Raw genomic sequence first — 18,079 nt, forward strand, 5'->3', positions numbered from 1 at the left:
TCATGCCCATATTTCGCTATTTTTTGTTCTGTATAAAAGTCGTTTTAACGATGGCTGGTTTGTATTTTCTTTTATCGTGCAGTACTAGCCCACCGTTGACGAAAATAAAAAATGTCCAAATCTCAGCGATGATTAATTCGAATCAAAACACAGCAACTGCAATAGATCTTGTCTTCATTTATGACAGCAACGCGTTATTGCTGCTACCTAAAACTGGGCCTGAATGGTTTGAGAAAAAAAACGCAATCATCAATGGATTGGCCAACAGTGTCGATGTCGTTTCCTTACAAGTGCCACCCATCACTTTGATGGATGTAGTTTTACCGACACGCCATGGCAAGGCAATTGCTGTCTACAGTTTTGCAAACTATCTCAGCGTAGATGGCCAATCATTTGGGAACTTAACGCCTTATGTAACTGTTCAAATTGTACTTACGCCTACCAACGTATTGTACAAAGGTAGCTAAAACATCTTGAAATCACAAACCCGTTTAAGAAATCTACGACGAGAATAATCGATCATGATACCGACAACACACTTGCCAGACGCAGTCCAATGGTCCGAAGGAATGCTGCTGTCTCCACAGCATTTTCAGCAAAATGACATATATTGGCATCAGCATCTTCGTCATGCGATACAAGCTCAATCACCCCATTACTGGGGGGTGCTTAAACTCAGCTACAGTTTAACCAACAACATCATTAGCATCAGCGAGCTTGAATGTATATTGCCAGATGGTTTGGCCATTGAATTCCCCGGAAATTTTCCTCGTAATCCAATTGGCAATTTAGAAAAAGAAATAAAAAGTGAAGATTGCGTCCAGGGCGGTCCGCCTCTTTGTGTCTGGCTTCGCGTTCGGGAACGCCACGCTTATGCTGCTGTCCAAGGACATATCGAGCGTCGTTACGACTCGATAGGTAATATCTCCGTCGCTGATGAAAATACTGGCGAAGGGCAACTTCCCGTTGAACGCCTACAAACCCGCTTTGAACTTTATTTTGGGGGTACATCTCCCTCAATTGAGTGCGCTGTGCCGTTACTAAAGCTGGAGCGAGGAGAAAATAATGTCCTGGCAATCAGTAGATACCATCCTCCGATGTTGCACTTGGAGGCCTCTGATTTCCAGAGAGCTAATAGCCTCGCTGAACAACTCCGGCAACTCCACGACCTACTTTGGAGTAAAACAAAACAGCTAGCGGGAAACTCTGATGATGCTCTACCAGATCAGGAATATAGCCTTAGCCAAGAAAGCCTGCGGCATTTAGTGTCTGCTCGCAACCTGGCTAGTTGTTTGCCACAATTTTCGGTTAATTTACATCACCGATGCCATCCAAGTCTTGTCTATCAGTCGATTGCACAAATCGTTGGCCAGGTTGCTAGTTTTGGAGCAAATCCGTTACCGCTCAAAATGGAGCCGTACAACCATGAAGATTGTTTTCCGCAATTTCAGATTGCTATCGCTTATATAACTTCAAAACTCAAGTTAGTCGAAACTACCTATGAATTATTAAGATTTGCTCGAATTGGTAGAACGGATCCGGATTTGCCCTACGCTTGTTTCGCACGACGGTTGTTGCCCAATATGGATGACAACCTCATCATTGAACTCATACCAAAATCTGGACAAACCAAGACCCAGATGTTGAATTGGATTACGCAAGCAAAAATTGCCAGTGAGGCCAACATGCCACAACTGTTAATTGGCCGTTTACAAGGGGCGAACGTCAGAGCATTAAGTCCTGCGGAAATAAGCAGATATAAAAGACCCCCAGAGTCCTCTTTGTTTCTGATTAAAAATCAAGAAAATGATCCTAATAAAAAGGCTCGTTCCCCAAGTTTTTCTGCGGAACAATCTCTCTTAATACAAGGGCAAATAAATAACGATTTACCAGAAGCGATTATTCTTTATCACAATAAAACTTCAGGTTTAGGTAGTGATTCAGGCAAAGGTACATCACATTCTATTGGTGCTGTTCAATATGCCTGATTCTTTTGCCATTGCTCCGTGTCCCAATGTACGAAATGAATTTCGCTTATTGGATTGTTGCGCTGATTTTTATCAAGAAATCAGCAATATGAAGCGCGCGATGGAGACGAAAACACTAGCTAGTTACTTGTCATCTAACGGTGATCCAGCTCCAAGCAAACCTATTGAATTTGCAAGTTACGTCAGTCTTCGCTTACTCGACATCATCGCTCAACAAGAGCGAGAAGTAAGTCGCTTTGCAACGCTATACGAACTCAATATCTACAAGATTACACGTTACCTGATGGCAGCACTGGCAGACGAAATATTTATTTTAGAGCTAGAAGACCACAGTGTTTGGCCTGGTCGCAGCGCTTGGCCCTATGTATTAATTGAACAAAAACTCTTTTGCAGCAACATTGCCGGTGAGAAGTTTTTTTCTCTAGCAGAAAAATTATTACAAACCAAAAACCAAGATGCGATGCATGTTGATCTTGCAGGTGTTTTTTTGTTGACCTTAAAGCTGGGGTTTCGCGGGAAATATCGTGGAGAACAGGGTGAAGAGAAGTTAGCTGAGTTACGTAATAAGTTATTCCAATTTACCAAAAGAAAATCCCTTTTTTTGGCAAGCAATGGTGGTAATACAAGCCCGGTGAAAGAGCCCGCGTTTTCTCAAGCCTATTGCTATCGGCTTGCGGGAGATAGGTCGGAAAGAGGTCATAGATTGGATGCTGTCTCTCCTTGGAGGAACTTTGGACTTCTTGCTCTTATGATTTATTTGGTGTCGTCATGCCTTATTTGGATGTGGTTAGTTTTACCTTTTGAAACTTATATCAAGGGGTAATTACCCGATATAAAAAATTATAAGAGACAAACATAGCGGAAAGTTAATTCGGTAAGAGCGGTAATGTGAAAAGCTTTCTGCATGGCTGATTAGCATAGTCGCTGTAGCTGATGTGAACACGATAGTACCGACTTTGAGTATCAAATGAATCAATATGTTTGGTACAGCAACTAATCAGCAAAGATAAAAGTTAAATAAGGGAGTTAGGTGTGTCCTCGTTGTTCCCAATTTTCATAGCTTTAGCAGCTAGTGTCGGTGTGTTGTCTGCGCTGCTGATCTGGCGTACGCGTAAAGTATCCTCGCCACCAGCCTTGCCTTGCGGGTGCGATCCTGCAGAATTAAAGGATGAACCACAAGATGTACCTGCGCCAGGTTTGCTTGCGCGTTTTCTCGCCGTGATTGATTTTATTAGCACAAAAAAAGAATGGCGATATAGCAGTCCGTGGATATTGGTTTTAGGCCAAGAAGCATCTGGAAAGACCAGTTTGCTTGATTCTGTGTCCACTCAATTTCGACAAATGGCCCAGGGGCATCAACTAGAACTTGCCATAAAAGGGACAACTTGGTATTTCTTTGGAGAGGGTTTTTTAATTGATCCTATTGGAAAACTGCCGGTTGCCGCCGCAGAAGATACAAAAAATAACAATAACGACGAATGGAAGCGTGTACTTGATCAACTCGATGAACTGAGGCCTGAACGTGCTCTTGACGGAATATTGGTGGTTATTTCTGCTAAATCTTTACTTTTTTCAGATGCAGAACAACGGCTCAATATTGCAGAAAATACCCGCCAACAACTACGTATGATCGGCGAGCGTTTTGAATTTTCTTTGCCTGTCTACGTAGTCGTTACTGCTACGGATGCTGTAGAGGGATTCGCGGAATTTTGGCGTTCGCAACCAGAGTATCGTTGTAATGAAATGGTGGGATGGTCAGCCCCAACCCAGTTCACAGACGAGCTCCCAGAAAAATGGGCTGACACAGCATTTGATTACATTTCTCAACAGCTCAAAGCGTTGCAAGTTGATACTGCCGCACATGTTGTGGAAACGATGTCCCAGGATCTAGACGAGTTTTTCACGTTCCCTCGACACTTTAACCAGTTACATCAGCCATTTCAGCAATGGATAGCCGTCGTTTTTCAACGATCTGCGTGGAAAAATACCTCGTTTTGCAGGGGTATCTATTTCACCGGCAGTATTGCAGCATCTACGGCCACATCTAACGACACGCGGCAACCACGCTCAGACGTATCGTTCGTGAACGACTTACTGCTGAAAAAAGTACTCGCAGAACCTTTACTCGGTCGCCCTACTCGAGTTGGAATTTGGTCACGCAATAAAATAATTCGTTCACTTCAAATCGCGATTGTTGTGGCCCTAAGTAGTTTGGTATTGGCTCTCTGGTTTTCTGTCATTCAAGCGAATTCACAAATTGATCGCTTGATACAGTCAATAAAAACATTAGATCTAGCTCAAAAAACGCCGACAAATGATCCCGGTTGTATTAACAAAGATGTTGTATTTGAGATGATTAGACAAGTCTCGAAGGTTAATCCAGAGATACATTACTTATCCCTTCCCTTGTCGTATATCGACCCCCGCCTTAGCGAACAAAGTGCAACGAGAACTGCCGACACCGGATTTAGAAAATTTATATTACCTGGACTTGCCTGCCAGTTAAATTTAAAAGCCACTCAACTCGTCAGCGGCGGTAAGAAAGCTTACACAGCGCAAAGTGAATTAAATTATTTCCGTTCGAAAACGACGCTGTTTGGCTATGTTCAGGAAGTGACCGACTACGAAAAAAACAGTCAGTTTTTTGAACGCCTCATTGGAGCCAAACCGTCACAAGACCAAGAAGATTTGCTCAAAGAATTTTTAGCCTTAAGCGAGTATGCCTATGGCGCGTCAATCCCTGCAGACATCAAATCACAGAGCGGTGTCTTACCAAAGGCCTTAGCCATTCTTGGTAAGAGAAAATATAGTCAAGAATTATCTTTACAAAAAGACGTTAAGGATGCCGCCAGTAACGCGATCGTTCTTCACGCAAAACAACTACAGCCGCAACTGACTAATCCCTCAGACATGGGTAGAAGCACTTTGAAAAAAGTGCAAGATTTTGAGCGTCCACTTTCGACGAATGCGAAGGAATTTTCTCAATGGTTAAATTGGATGCGTGAGTCTTGGACATCTTCCAGCAGCTCCGCTAACCCAATTTTAGAAACTGAAAATGCCTTAGCTGAAAAATTAAAAGTGCTTACCGTCCAATATGGCTATTCAGGAAACTTACTTAACCAAGCAAGTCAGCAGTTTGACGCTAAGAAAAATTATCCTATAGCGATGAAGGCCTTGAGCACTTTGGAACTGCGTCCTTATGGTCGTCTATTTGTGCAAGAGAATCAGAAGATCACTCTCAACCAGAACCTTGTTAAGGAGTTAGACGGTTTAATTGCTCTAGGAGAGCTTAACTTTATGCAAATTCAAGAAACAGAAAAATTTGTCTGTCAAAGTGTTATCTCCGGATGGCTCCCACGCCAAATCGACAACGCTAATAATTACACACAGGAATACCAAAATTTTGTTCGTAATCAAGGGTTGTTGTCAAAAAACGATACCGAAATTAATTCTTCCAACCAAGCAGCCTTGTATGAACTTATTGCATTACATCAGTTGCAAGAGGTTTTAAATGACAGTGTACAAAAAGCGCAGATCGTATCTAGTACCACTCAAAAAAATTCTACCGAAATGACGGCGATTTCGCCTGAAAGTCAGCAGCAAAATCTGGCTAGTTCAGCGTTTTCTAAGATTGCGCCATCAATTCAAAAATTGCAGCAAGTCTATTCTCAATATAACTTCAACGATAACGTCGCCGCATTTCCCCAATGTGTGCAAAGTTATGCAGCTAAGAATCTGTTACACATTAAAAATTTAGCTAGTAAAGCTCAGCTATATCGACCAGCGCTGAATAATTCTACTGGTCAGGATGAGCTATTTTTCTCAATGGGAAGTAGCCAGGATATTAAGGATTATCTAGCTCTGCAATTCAGTCAAGTCCAAACTTTTGCCTCATATGCCACGCCTTTCCTTAGTTATCTACAAAATCAGAGGAATATAGCAAACCCCGCCTGTCCATCGAACAAGATTGCGTTATCAAGCAATGCTGCATGCAATATAGGTGTAGGTGAGCTGTACTGGAGCAGGACCATTGATGAGATTAATGCCTACCTTCCAACTAAGGATAGTAATGCGCAGGTGACTTTACTCGAAAACGTCTTTTTGACCGTCCTACCTAGATTAAGTAGCAAAACCTGTAGTGAAATTCTGGGTAGTTACAACTCTCCTGCAATCGGCAATGGTCTCTTCTCTTTTTCCAGACAAGATATCGAGTTGCAAGTGAATGACAGCTGCAAAAGTCAGAAAAACAAACAAGCCAATTCTTTATACGATAGTTGGGCAAAGCGCTTCAATGAGGAGCTGTCACACACCTATCCCTTTAGTGATGTAGACACAAAAATCGAAGCTTCACCGATTGTTGTACGAACCTTTTTTTCTGACTATGAAGCTAAAAGTGCTGATATTTCGCAATTGATTTCGAACTATGAAGCAAAAATTTCCGACTCTAAAAAAACTCTGACTGACGCGGAGAAAATCAGCTGGACCGGGAAGCTTGAATTTATTCAACAATTAAATAGCGTGGCAAAACTATTTCACGGAAATCTCGTCAATGATAACGGCGGTGGTTCATCTAATAATCCCACGTCCACGGAAAGCAGTAATTTGCCGATAAAACTGAATGTGAACTTCAACGCGCAAGCTACAGCGTCACCTGGTAGCGATCAAATTGTGAATTGGAGTCTTAGTTCAGGCGCAAAAACAATTTCTTATCCCAATAACGGCACCAGCTTGGACTGGCTCCAAGGTCAGGTTTTAACGTTTGATCTAGTTTGGGCAAATCAATCGAAATGGTCTCCTAGTAGCAACGGCGGCCAAAGCGACTTACAAATCGATGGTGCAACGGCCACCTTTTCCGCTAGCGGCGATTGGGCCATATTCCGGTTCATTGATCGCCATCGGCAGCCTTCAGGAGCCGCTACTACATCGCGAGATCCTTCCCGTGTAGTGTTGGAATTCGCTGTTCCGGTAGCGAGTACGCCTGGTGCAAATAGTAAGACTACCAATGCGACTGCAAAACTCTATCTTGCTCTTAATTTAAGCAGCAAAGACCCTAAAACCCAGGTACCGGTCAACCTCAAACTTCCCGCCATTTTTCCTCGGCAGGCTCCGCAATAACAGGAGGCATAATGAAAACGCTACTTCTACAAAATGCAGCAGAATATTTTGAGCGTCATCTTGGTGTGTCATTCGATGCTTTGATCGCACCGATTGATCCACAAGTACCAGCGGGAAAATCGGTGCGTAGTACAGGCGTTTACAGCGCAATTGAACAAGAACGTCGTCAAGACGATGCCAGTGTTCCAATGGGAGCGTGGGAGCGCGATCTGAAACGTGCAAACTGGGGTAACGTCAGCACACTCGCCAGCGGTGCGTTGCAACATCAGAGTAAAGATATGCAACTGGTTGCATGGTTGTTGGAAGCGCAAATAAAAATCAACGGCTTTGATGGTATTGCCGCTTGTCTGGTGCTAATGGATAAGCTCTGCAACCTCTATCAGGATCAACTCTATCCGCAAGTGCTAAACGGGGACTATGAGTATCGTGCAAATATCATTCATTGGATTAGTGAAAAGCTGCTTCCTGCATTACGTCTAGTCCCATTGGTTGGCGACAGCGACCAAAGTTTTTGTTGGTCTGACTGGGAGCATGTGCGTCGCAATGAACAAATTAAATCAAGTAAAGACCATGATAAAGCGACGCTAGAAGGCGTTACATGGCAAGAGCTGAATCATGGCATCTCGATGACCAGCGTTGATATCTACCTAGCTTTACAACAAACACTCAGCAGTGCCGTGTTATCCATCGATCTGCTAACAGCTACGCTTGACCAGCAGTATGGCGATCAAGCTCCGAGCATGAATAGTATGTGCGGACTGCTACAGCAAATTCTTTCATTTGTAGAAGCGGAGCTGCACAAACGCGGGGTTCGATCTACTACTTTGCCAAAACTAGAGGATCAACAGATTCAGTCCTTGAGCACGCAAAATGCTAACTCCCAAAGCAATATCGCATTGAGAGCAAGTCGGGATGACAACGCTGGTGAGGCTATACGCGACCGAGCCGACGCTTATGCACGACTAGCAGAAACAGCAGAATTTTTGATGCGACTTGAGCCTCATAGTCCGGTGCCGTATCTGGTCAGGCGCGCAACGGAATGGGGGCAATTAAATACTGTCGATTTGTATCAAGAACTATTTTTACGCCTAGGCGGGCAATTAAATATTTTTGAAATGCTCGGGTTGCATTCAGAAAATGTTGGCGATCAAAAAGTTTAATGATTTGGAATTTAATAGTCTGCTAAATAGTGAATAAATTTTAGAACGGCTCGTCAAAAAATGTCATCTCCGCCAAAGTCAACATCAGACAATATACAACCGGTTCAAAATAGAATTAGTTTTTCTTTAGCTCTCCCCAAAAAGGAGACGCCAAAATTAACACCGTTCTCTTTTTTTTCTGAAAATGAAAGCCGAAGCCCCTCACCTATAAAAATAGAGCCAAAACCAAAAATCCCAATGTGGATACCGGAGCCAAAAAGGGATTTTCCTCTAGGATTCAAAGATAAAAAAGAGTTTCGTGATGTAACAAGGTCAGTTGCGCAGGAGCATCGTGACGACAAAATCATCGTTCGTGGCAGCTCTGTTACCGGAGAAAAATATACTAATCCAGAGAAAAAATTCGACAAGTACAGCGATATTGATCTGGGAATCGTATCCCTAAAACTTCGTCAAGATCGTAGTCAGGTACAGGAAAATGGCTTTCCTACATTCAATTCAAAGCTAGAGCGAACTTCAGAGTATTTTTCTAGATCAATTAAAGAAATTAGGCCGCTCGGAAAAAAAAGTGGAATAAAAGTGTTCGATAGAACACCACCCGGGGTTCTAATAGAACGTCCACACACGCCGGAGCGTGAACGACAAGAGATTCGTGACGAGACCCCGGTAAGGAAATCAGTTCGCGACGATAGAAATTGGTCATCGAGCAGAAGAGAACATCAAGAATTTTATCGCGATCGTTCACCGTCCCGATACGACGATAGAGACAGTGAACGCAGATATTCAAAACCAGAAATTCGCTCAGATTCTCGTCGGTCATTTCGTGATAGCGAAGACGACTGGGGGCGAAGAAGAGACTCTGAAAAAGTTCGTGACAGAGCTATCGATAAACGTGATGAATATTCACGTTCTTCACCCAGAAGGAGTGAGAAGAAACGGGATTATGACAAGTATGAACTTGATAGTTCTCATTCACGTACATCATCGAGTAATCGTTCCTTTAATGAACTTACTACACATAATCCAGCGCAAAGAGATTCGGTTCAAATTCAAAAAAAATTCAAACATGACGAGACAAAAAAATAGGTCACAAATGACGAAATCAACATAATTTTAACAAACCTCTAACTGACGAAAAATACGATGGCAGCGCAAACTCCCCTTTCTCGGTCTGATACATGGTCGACAAACGAAAACGAATTCATTTCTTTTTCCGATCTCCCCCTACTCATCGATGACCAAAGAACAGCACAAGTCACCACGCCAGCGCTGGCAATGTCGTGGGCAGATGCCATCGTCACTTATTGGAAACGTGGGATAAGCACGTCAGTGATCCGAGATGATCAACCTTTGTACCTGCTGGATTTACAGCCACGTCAAGGGCGGTTCGTGTGGTTGTTGCTCAATGCGTTGAGCAACAAGCTCAGAGGTAGCACATTGAAATCATGTTATTTGGCTTGCAGTACTCGAATTGAAGCACTCAAACCGTTCTCACAACACCCCGATTTGCACTATGCCATCACCGATGGCAGCTTCGACACTGCACTCCTTTCTCCGTCTTTTGATTCACTACACTTGCAGCATCAAAATCATTCTTTATTACGGACCGATAACCCAATTGTGGTAATCGGCCTAGGTCACTTTCAAACCTTGCCGTCGGAACTTTACGGTGTACATCACGGCACGGTGATAAAAGGTCGAGTTACTGTGAATCACAATCAGATCGAAGAATTCAGCCGCCTCACCTATCAGTGGCGGGAAGCCACAGCACCTGCATTCGCAAAATCTCTATTAGATATATATTTAGCTCGGTGCAGCAGCGCCTCAGTAACTTTACCAAAAACAGCCTGCTCGCAACTCGATGGCTTGAGCAGGATTTCTTCTGGTCGGTATTTCCTGCTCTCAGCCGATGTTGGCGTCTGCTCGGAACAGGCTATTCGCTTGGGTGCCCTTCGGCCACCCGCCGAAATGGCCGAGGGTGGAATCGTCATTCCTGTCAACACGCATGCCCTACAATTGCACCAGCAACTGCGTGGTGCGCTCACTTGGCATCAACAACTGTGCGATGACGGTTGCGCTATTTTTCTTACCAGTAAAAATGGCGACATTGGGGATAACGGAGCTGCACATGCCCAAACTTTTGAGTACATTACGTATCAATTGTCGGAAGCAAATCCTGATGACTTTTGTTGTGATTCAAGCTCTTTGCTCGATTCAAGCAATCCAGCAGGCACTGCACTTACTCTCCATGCGATACGCCGATCTCACTACGACCCGCAACTGCTAAAAACAATCATCCAAGGGTTAATTGACCGACCTGAAATGATGGAAGTTAGTCTACGCCGAAGCTGGCAAGAAGCGCTAGTGCGCACCATGGAAAATTATTTTCCGAATGCAATCAATGACCGTCTGTATTACCAGGCCGGCCTATGTGCAACACAACTGGGCGATTTCGGCGCAGCCAGACACTATTTTCAACGCAGTATGGATTGGTATGGAGAGGACGCGACTGAGCTCTACCTGTTGGCCTATTGCGAAGCGGCCAGCGGCGGCGTAATGCTCGCGCATCAACTTTTACAACGCGCTTTATACCTCGATCCACAGCACAGCCACTGTTTGCATTTTCTGTCTCAAATTGATGCACGCCTGACTCGCTGGCAAAGTAATCGATGGTACTTGCCACAGGTTTCCCAGGAAGGTGAATTGCGACTAGAACCCTTAGGCGCAGAACATGCAGCGAGCTTTCTTTACCAATACCGCGATGAACAAATCGGCATCATGACGCGCCTGCCGGATTTGACGACCATAGATCAGGTGCAAGACTGGGTCGTCGAACAAGCACAAGATGAGGGTCGCGCCAGCTTCGCTGTGATGCATGAGAACTGGGGACTGGTCGGCGTAGTAAGCATACAGGTAGCTGGCGCAGCGGGTTATTTCTATTTCTGGATTGGCAGCGATTTTCAAGATCAAGGCTTGGGTCAACAAGCAGCACCACTGTTGTTCGACATGATGACAAGGCATGGCGTCACCGACATCTTTACCTCCGCCTATGACGACAATATACGCTCAATTCATGCATTGAAAAAATTAGGCTTTGACAGTCTGGCAGTGCTGGCGAAAGAGCCGGATGACAAACTGGCATTTTTTCATTTGAATCGATGCGTGAATCACTCTGAGGACGCGCCAACGATCAAATTGGCATTGCGCGAACTTTGTCGTGCGATCGATAGTTCTTTACAATTTTCAGGCTAAAGGCCTCAGATATGTCGGCACCGCCTAAGGGAACTCCCGCCAAAGCAAGCACGCCCGCACCGTCTTCCGGCGGCGGTAGCGGTGGATTTGCGCCGCCACTGGCCAGCACACCACCGCGCACTGCCAGCAGTGCACCCACACTGGCAGCACTCAGCCATCCTGTATCCACCAGCGCTTCAACACCATTGGCGGCGCTTGTTTCTCACGTCCCGGCTCCGGCCAGCGCCTCTGCGTCGTCCCCGCCACCATCATTACCACCACCAAGCAGTCCAAGAATCGTCTCAACCAGATCGACGCCTGGACCTCGGCCTGCATCACCGCCGCCATCACCTTCACTATCTGGTTCTGCCTCCGCCTCCGCCTCTGCCTCTGCGCCACCGGCCATCATATCCAGGCAAGTCGGTGCTGTGACCATGTATGCCAGCGCCGCTCCCAGCGGAACCCCAAATACCGTATTTAGTCCGCGAGATCCCGACGGCCACCAACCCAAATATCCGCATTTAACTGTCAACAATACCACTGGTGCAAGTCACGTGATGGACGTGGCGACCGTGACCGGAGCAAGCGGAGCGCCGGAGCTTCGGTTGCACCGTTTCGAGCAAACATCGCCTGGCGTATTTGGCGCTGCAAAACCCGTTTCTGGAAAAGCTGGACTCCTGGTGCCGCAGGGTGGCGGCGTCTTTGTACGTGCAGAAAACGTAAGAGCAAGCAAGCCGACCGCAGACCATTTCAAAGAACCAATTTCACCGCGGTCACAACGTCGTAGCACGGCTGATCACCCTTGGGCCTCCCCTTCTCCCTCAGCATCGGCATCCAGCCCCGCGCCAGTACCGGTAACTCCAAGCCTGTCAGCCATGTCTACCAGTGGTGGGGGAGGTGGATCTGCACCGGCGCGAATAGCACCGCCGTCTATGACGCCGCCAAGTTTGGCATCGGCTTCTGCAAGTGGCGGCAGCGGCCGTGGCAGTGTGGTCGCGTCAACCCCACCGCCGTCACACAGCAGCACTCCACCTGCCGGTGCCGGTCCCGGAGGTGGTAGTGGCGGACGAAGCGGAAATCGGGGCGGCGGATGGTAATCAAATCTATTTCGGAAAATTTGGTGCAACCTTTACATCCGGAATGCTTCTCGCTGCACCCTCAGCCACCACCGTCAAGGCCAGCGTATTTATAGAAAATTTTGATCGATTTCAAGCTACATTTTAAGGAAAAGAGAAATGTCTTCACTCCCCAATAAAGGACGCAAAGGCCAGGGATCATCGGGTAATTCCGGGCGTTCAACCAGCTCCATCGCCTTTGAAGATCGCGATCCGGTCGTCGGAGAAATTTTCAACAGCGTATTGTCAGAATTGCGGGATGTTAATGGCGAGCCAAAAGAAAGTAGTTATCCGCATTTAACCCATGAGCCTGAACGAAAAAAGAAATCCGACCCACCGGGTCGGCCTGCACATGTGACCAGTTCAAGGGTATTTGACGTGGTCGGTCAATTCGTTATTCATCAGCGTTTTCATCAAAATGAAGACAGACAGTCTGCGCCTACCCATGATCGCTTTTTTGCAGTAGACAGCGAGACCGGCAACGTCCACGATGTTACTGCGACGCTAGCTGATGTGCACCAGAAAAAAAACGCTAAATTACCGCGCAGAGGCCAAACGCTTGAAGACACTACCATACCAAAATTATCTTTTACAGTGAATGAACCTAATGAAAGTCATCCGCCACTCAGCCCGCGCAGTATCGGCCGTAAGGTCCGTAACAGCGGCTATTAAAACTTCACGTCATCGTGTGACCAATTTGCCATGATGAGAATGTCATTTAGCGAGCGTATGACAAATTGCCAGACATAGATACACAGATAACCTGCTTCTAAAACAAACAAAATAAAAATGCTCAGCAAATCCCCCTCACCTGCCAAAACCACAGCAACGCTTGGGCCATCGCAGGCCACGTTTGATCGTGCCGTCAGCATGGCGCAGGGTCTGCAAAAAATGGTGAGCATGAGCCCCATTGCCAGCAACATGAGCGGCGCTGCCAAAAACAAACAGCAATCCCCTTCACTGTTTCAAGCGATCAAACTGGGGTCTGCACTCAGCAAACAATTGAACCCGGCGCTACCGCATACCGCTGCATCCGAGAAATCAGGCACAGGTGGATCTTGCAAGCCAGAAGCTGCTATACACCAACCCGGCAAAGAGCAGCTCATGCACTTCGCAGAACAGCTGAAGGAATTGCCGGGTCCTGACCAGGGCGACGGCAACATCCTGAAAGAAACCGTGCAGTACGGCCAAAAAGTGCAGGCACTGTCGCAATCATTAATGACGCCGCCAGCAACCAAAGGCCGGCCCGAGGGCGCAGAAAAAAACCACCCTGCGACTGCGTCGAAAGCTGCAGCATCGGAAGCCCATTCTTTTAAGACCATGGGTAAGGAAGCGGCCGTGCAGCGGATGCAAACCATCATGCAAACCATGCATGGCCCGGCACATCCGGTACACAAGGTGATGGACGTCTTGAGCGATTTTTCAAAAGGAAAAATCGACAAAGATGGTCTTCGCAACGGCTTCTCCGGCATTGGCGCGCAATTGTCGCGAAAAGGTTCAGGACACGGTCACGGCACACTGCCCGGCAGCGACACCAAAACTCTACAAAAACAAGCACATGGCTTTGCGCAAATTGGCGGCGACAACAACGCCTCGCTGATCATCGTCGTTAATCAGGCAATGAGTGAAAAGATCGCTGCAAAGCTGAAAGAGTCACAAATGCCAGCCACAAAGCCAGCACCAAAGCAGCCTAGAAAATGAACAGACAACTGCGATTTACTCTATTCATAGACGACGGTATTGCCGACTGCAATTTCAACCTCCACCAAACACATCATGTCCGACAATGCGCCCAATAAAAGACTAAGGACCAGCTCGCTATCCTCGAGTCAGTCCAGCTCGCCGAGGTCATCGTTTTCGTCAACACCACTATTAGATTCGCCTGCGTTTTTTCTGCCGCATTCGCCAGTGCCGCCCACGACTTTGCCGAGTCCGATGAGTTCATCCAGTTCGTCGTCGCCGCCTAGTTTGCCAAGTACGATGAGCCAGTTCATGTCTCCGCCACCCCGCTCCCAGTCATCCATATCGACAACGTCGAGGCCGGTTTTTTTGCCGAGTCCATTCAGTGCATTCAATCCATTGAGTCCTTCATTACCAACTGGCTCTCCGAGCTCTTCCAGTCCTTCAACACTGCGAACACCGAGTCTAAGTGCAAGTCCTAGCCTGCTTTCCAGTTCCAGCACCAGCCCAAGTTTGAGTTCGAGCCGTGTAAAAAAGAGTACCGTTCCATCACAGGTACCTTCCCGCACTTCTGCCAGAGTAAGTGAAAATAAAAAACGCGCTTATGATGAGTTGCTAAGTGCCTCCAAAAGTCAGGGGGGAATAACACTTGATAACCATTCGAGCAATAACGTCACGCCTTTGTTTGCCCTTCCTTTAGATCCCGGCAATGATGGCCGAGGCTATCCATCGAGTCACGCACGCATCGAAATAAATAGGCAGATCTCGTCGTCGATGAAGAAATTTCCAGATCTGGAGTCGTCCAACATACCGCTAATAGCACTGACGATGCGCGACATTGCAGAAAAGAGAAATGGCGTCCATCGGGTAGTTACGCGCGATCGTTCAGACGGCTATCGTAACGGTGAAGATTTGTCACTCACCATTAACAGGGGGCACGCGCCGAGTAAAAGGGTGGCGTCCGACACCCCGCGTCCTTCCAGTCCAAATCCTTACGACACTGGCGAATCGATGCAAAATACCCGGTATGAACAAAGTCATCAGGAGCCGTTTCAATTCACCGGCAACCCAGGCCACACCGTATGGGGTCCGGTGCAAGCGAACCAGGTCGTCGATACCCACCATGAAAAATTTGTCAGCGATGGCGGCCCCGGATCGTTTAGTTTTCGACGCGACACTTACGAAGGTTCGAGTACGTTCTCGGCACGTCGCCGTAACTCAGGCACATGGGAAACTATTGAGAGCTCAAACCAACGGCGCGTAAGTACTACGCTGAGCACTACCGCGGGTACGCCATTGTCGCCTAACCTACCTCTAGGTTCCAGTACTAGTTCTCCACCGCCAATGAGTCCTGGCGGACATTCCAGTTCTAGCAATAGTGTGAAGAGCCCGTCAAGTTTAAGCAGCAGTTCCGTCTTTAATACGAATCGCAAATCATATTGACGTTTAAGACAACCAAATTTAGAACCAGACATGAGTGCGCCACCAACAAAGAAGCTACGATCCGAATCCACCGGACTACGCACCGTCGACACCGATCTGATTGCGCTTCGCAATCACTCAGCCGTCGGCCCGCACACAGGCGCGCTGTCGCAAGATCAATATCGAAAAAAAGAAGTTAGTGGCTATTCAGGTCAGTCGACTGCGCATGACACAATGCGTGAGTCATTCTCGTCCTTCGCTTCGCAGGCAACACCAACATCACCGCTGCACCCGCTCGAAACTTCGATGCATATGGCCGCTGCTCACTTACATGCTACTTTGCCTGGTCATGATCTCAAAAAAGGCCTCAAGCATGGTTATTCTCAGTTCAAAAGTGGCGGAAGTTTGAAGCTGGAAGAAAACAAAGAAATTTTGGCGACTAATATTCACGAACGTCGAGAGCAAAGTAAATCGAACTGGTGGGATACTGCTGAGTACTTACCTAAGGAATCGCGTGCTCGTATTTCAATGCCATCCCCTGAACGCGAGCCAATGTCCCACGGCGGTGGCTACATACCAACAACATCAACGCGCCGCGCCCTTTTTGATACCACCGATGGATCTAGGGTAATGCCTGATGAGGCTGAACAAAGGAAACTAGGGCGAAAATTATTACAACCACTGTTCGAGCCGTCGTGGACACCAAATTCAAGAAAAAAGAGTGAAATTCCACCGCCGTATCATGGTGGCTCCATCACTGAAGTTCGTGATCTTTTTACGCAACAGGATCCACATAAAGGCGAAATTGGCAAGAGCGCCACTGAAAACTATCGGAAGCGCCAAAGACCGTCTGATGACGAAGTGCGTGTCAAAGCTGTGACGTCCGATGTATTTTTTAGAACGAAAAAAAAAGAAAGCGGTACTGGCTTACATGAAGTTGGACCCACAGACACCGCCGACAAAATTTCAAAGCTACCGGATGAGTCGCGCATGCCGATGGCATTTGGTCAAGCTGATGTGCGAACAAACACCGCACTTACTTTTTTTAGGGCGATTAAAAAAAGTTAAAGTAATTAAATTATTTTTTATTTGTATTGACTGGCTAAATCAAAATAGTCTGATGCAATATCGGATAGGTTAGTAAATTTTATTAGCCTAAATTTGTCGATTTCTCTTGGGCTGTGGAAAATGCAAATTAATAATATTTGTAAATTATGCGATCTGAAAGCCGGAAAAATATCTAACAATTAATCCGTCTCTTCGGTTTTAGTTTGTATGGGTGTCCGTGCTTCAGTTGAGCCCTTTTGATTATGGCGTCGAGAATCGGCGAGTTTGCCATGACCGCCGTTGAGTTGCTGACGCATGGTCGCGCTGACCTGATACGACAAAATAGTTTGGCTGCGTTGATCAAGGGGCTGATCGATTGTGGAAAGGCTCGGCTGGCGTGGTGCCTCGACCCTTACATCCCATTGCTTGGCGGCATTCAAACGTCGGTTTGTTTCTTCGGGGCTTCGCTTGCCAATCACGGGACGCGTTTCATCATTAGGCTGTATTACCTCAACCTTGTGAGCGTTATTTCGCAGACCGAGTAGAATTTTAAGCATAAAACAATCCCCCAAAAAGTACCACGTATCTTAATAACAGTGATTTAAGACAATATCATCTTAGGACAAATGGCGGAGGAAAACCTTGGCACGAATTTATCAAACGCATTTGATGGGTGAGGCACATGTCCGAGTTGCTGTGGTTTCCTCGCGGGGAGATGCCGATTTATTGGTGCACCGAGTCAGTAGTTGGGGATTAGCCGTTGGTGATGCTCGATGGTTTATTACACGAGACAAACAAGATGCAACAGTTTGGATTTACATCGGCAGTCGTGGATTTTCACAAGTTAAAATTTGCTTTGTTGATACCTATGGTGAAGCGGGTTGGCAAGTCCCTAATCAATATCGTGGCCGATTTGGTTAAATACTTTAAGAAAATTTAAGACTCTTCAGGATTTTATGGGTTTTGATGTAACTGTGGAGTGCCATTCAACTCAGCCTCGCTAGCTAGGTCAAATTTCCCATTTTTTTCGAGTCGGTTTTGTAGCGGCCGTCTTTTCACTGCTACGTATTTCAGATAATTGCTGCTGCCGTCCGTCGGATTCCGATTTCACAAAAACTATGGATGCCTGGAGCTCTTCCATTCTTATGCGCAAGGTCTCAAGTTCCTTATGACTAGAATCTCGACTTTGAGTGATTGGGTAATCCCCCCTGCAAACAAGCGTTGAAATGAGTAGAATTTTCTAAATATGATTTTTGAAAGTTCTGCATGAAGCCTTCCCGTTACACCGACAGTCAGATCATCGCCATCCTCAAGCAGGCCGAGG

16 protein-coding genes are annotated in these 18,079 nt (G+C 46.4%); 13 read left to right on the plus strand and 3 right to left on the minus strand.

Going from position 1 to position 18,079, the window contains the following annotated elements:
* Positions 1-2 precede the first annotated feature (2 nt).
* From ACO0LE_RS16330 to ACO0LE_RS16375, 10 genes are all read left to right on the plus strand, one after another.
* Complete coding sequence (locus ACO0LE_RS16330; protein WP_422961395.1) at positions 3-467, plus strand: hypothetical protein; 465 nt, start codon at positions 3-5, stop codon at positions 465-467.
* Between the two features lie 54 nt (positions 468-521).
* On the plus strand, positions 522-1,988 hold the full coding sequence (gene tssK, locus ACO0LE_RS16335; protein ID WP_422961396.1) for a type VI secretion system baseplate subunit TssK: 1,467 nt from the start codon (positions 522-524) through the stop codon (positions 1,986-1,988).
* Positions 1,981-2,811: a DotU family type IV/VI secretion system protein gene (locus ACO0LE_RS16340; RefSeq protein WP_422961397.1), complete on the plus strand. Its 831-nt coding sequence runs from the start codon at positions 1,981-1,983 to the stop codon at positions 2,809-2,811. The genes tssK and ACO0LE_RS16340 overlap by 8 nt, the downstream gene beginning before the upstream one ends.
* 209 nt (positions 2,812-3,020) lie before the next feature.
* Positions 3,021-7,103, plus strand: a complete 4,083-nt coding sequence (locus ACO0LE_RS16345; RefSeq protein ID WP_422961398.1) for a type VI secretion protein IcmF/TssM N-terminal domain-containing protein — start codon at positions 3,021-3,023, stop codon at positions 7,101-7,103.
* Positions 7,104-7,114: 11 nt separating this feature from the next.
* Positions 7,115-8,263 (plus strand): type VI secretion system protein TssA, encoded by a 1,149-nt coding sequence (tssA, locus tag ACO0LE_RS16350; protein ID WP_422961399.1) that lies wholly within the window; start codon positions 7,115-7,117, stop codon positions 8,261-8,263.
* A 60-nt stretch (positions 8,264-8,323) separates the two neighbouring features.
* Positions 8,324-9,346 carry a hypothetical protein gene (locus ACO0LE_RS16355; protein ID WP_422961401.1) on the plus strand — a complete coding sequence of 341 codons (1,023 nt, stop codon included), beginning with the start codon at positions 8,324-8,326 and terminating at the stop codon, positions 9,344-9,346.
* 57 nt (positions 9,347-9,403) lie between these two features.
* Positions 9,404-11,512 (plus strand): GNAT family N-acetyltransferase, encoded by a 2,109-nt coding sequence (locus tag ACO0LE_RS16360; protein WP_422961402.1) that lies wholly within the window; start codon positions 9,404-9,406, stop codon positions 11,510-11,512.
* 11 nt (positions 11,513-11,523) lie between these two features.
* A complete protein-coding gene (locus ACO0LE_RS16365) occupies positions 11,524-12,588 on the plus strand; it encodes a hypothetical protein (RefSeq protein ID WP_422961403.1) in 1,065 nt (354 codons plus the stop codon).
* 138 nt (positions 12,589-12,726) lie between these two features.
* On the plus strand, positions 12,727-13,278 hold the full coding sequence (locus tag ACO0LE_RS16370) for a hypothetical protein (protein WP_422961404.1): 552 nt from the start codon (positions 12,727-12,729) through the stop codon (positions 13,276-13,278).
* Between the two features lie 117 nt (positions 13,279-13,395).
* Entirely contained in the window at positions 13,396-14,307 is a 912-nt protein-coding gene (locus ACO0LE_RS16375) for a hypothetical protein (protein WP_422961405.1), read from the plus strand.
* A 128-nt stretch (positions 14,308-14,435) separates the two neighbouring features.
* Here the strand turns inward: ACO0LE_RS16375 and ACO0LE_RS16380 are convergent, their stop codons facing one another.
* Complete coding sequence (locus ACO0LE_RS16380) at positions 14,436-14,855, minus strand: hypothetical protein (protein WP_422961406.1); 420 nt, start codon at positions 14,853-14,855, stop codon at positions 14,436-14,438.
* A gap of 205 nt (positions 14,856-15,060) precedes the next feature.
* Between ACO0LE_RS16380 and ACO0LE_RS16385 the strand changes: the two genes are divergently transcribed.
* The gene (locus ACO0LE_RS16385; RefSeq protein WP_422961407.1) at positions 15,061-15,729 is read left to right on the plus strand and encodes a hypothetical protein; all 669 of its coding nucleotides are present in this window, start codon (positions 15,061-15,063) and stop codon (positions 15,727-15,729) included.
* 213 nt (positions 15,730-15,942) lie between these two features.
* Positions 15,943-16,776 (plus strand): hypothetical protein, encoded by an 834-nt coding sequence (locus tag ACO0LE_RS16390; protein WP_422961408.1) that lies wholly within the window; start codon positions 15,943-15,945, stop codon positions 16,774-16,776.
* Between the two features lie 179 nt (positions 16,777-16,955).
* Here the strand turns inward: ACO0LE_RS16390 and ACO0LE_RS16395 are convergent, their stop codons facing one another.
* The gene (locus ACO0LE_RS16395; RefSeq protein WP_422961409.1) at positions 16,956-17,312 is read right to left on the minus strand and encodes a hypothetical protein; all 357 of its coding nucleotides are present in this window, start codon (positions 17,310-17,312) and stop codon (positions 16,956-16,958) included.
* An 85-nt stretch (positions 17,313-17,397) separates the two neighbouring features.
* Here ACO0LE_RS16395 and ACO0LE_RS16400 point away from each other — a divergent pair, with 85 nt between their 5' ends.
* Entirely contained in the window at positions 17,398-17,676 is a 279-nt protein-coding gene (locus tag ACO0LE_RS16400; RefSeq protein ID WP_422961410.1) for a DUF6150 family protein, read from the plus strand.
* A gap of 222 nt (positions 17,677-17,898) precedes the next feature.
* Here the strand turns inward: ACO0LE_RS16400 and ACO0LE_RS16405 are convergent.
* A partial coding sequence (locus ACO0LE_RS16405) for a hypothetical protein (protein ID WP_422961411.1) occupies positions 17,899-18,079 on the minus strand: 181 nt, incomplete at its 5' end.

Origin of the sequence: Undibacterium sp. Xuan67W, assembly GCF_049340165.1 — a bacterium.
Classification (GTDB): domain Bacteria; phylum Pseudomonadota; class Gammaproteobacteria; order Burkholderiales; family Burkholderiaceae_D; genus Undibacterium.

Bases quoted from the DNA above. Each gene is read 5' to 3' on its own strand.
- ACO0LE_RS16330 (WP_422961395.1), top strand. From the start codon at position 3: ATGCCCATATTTCGCTATTTTTTGTTCTGTATAAAAGTCGTTTTAACG.
- tssA (WP_422961399.1), top strand. From the start codon at position 7,115: ATGAAAACGCTACTTCTACAAAATGCAGCAGAATATTTTGAGCGTCAT.
- ACO0LE_RS16355 (WP_422961401.1), top strand. From the start codon at position 8,324: ATGTCATCTCCGCCAAAGTCAACATCAGACAATATACAACCGGTTCAA.
- ACO0LE_RS16365 (WP_422961403.1), top strand. From the start codon at position 11,524: ATGTCGGCACCGCCTAAGGGAACTCCCGCCAAAGCAAGCACGCCCGCA.
- ACO0LE_RS16375 (WP_422961405.1), top strand. From the start codon at position 13,396: ATGCTCAGCAAATCCCCCTCACCTGCCAAAACCACAGCAACGCTTGGG.
- ACO0LE_RS16385 (WP_422961407.1), top strand. From the start codon at position 15,061: ATGAAGAAATTTCCAGATCTGGAGTCGTCCAACATACCGCTAATAGCA.
- ACO0LE_RS16340 (WP_422961397.1), top strand. From the start codon at position 1,981: ATGCCTGATTCTTTTGCCATTGCTCCGTGTCCCAATGTACGAAATGAA.
- ACO0LE_RS16370 (WP_422961404.1), top strand. From the start codon at position 12,727: ATGTCTTCACTCCCCAATAAAGGACGCAAAGGCCAGGGATCATCGGGT.
- ACO0LE_RS16390 (WP_422961408.1), top strand. From the start codon at position 15,943: ATGCGTGAGTCATTCTCGTCCTTCGCTTCGCAGGCAACACCAACATCA.
- ACO0LE_RS16360 (WP_422961402.1), top strand. From the start codon at position 9,404: ATGGCAGCGCAAACTCCCCTTTCTCGGTCTGATACATGGTCGACAAAC.
- ACO0LE_RS16395 (WP_422961409.1), bottom strand. From the start codon at position 17,312: ATGCTTAAAATTCTACTCGGTCTGCGAAATAACGCTCACAAGGTTGAG.
- tssK (WP_422961396.1), top strand. From the start codon at position 522: ATGATACCGACAACACACTTGCCAGACGCAGTCCAATGGTCCGAAGGA.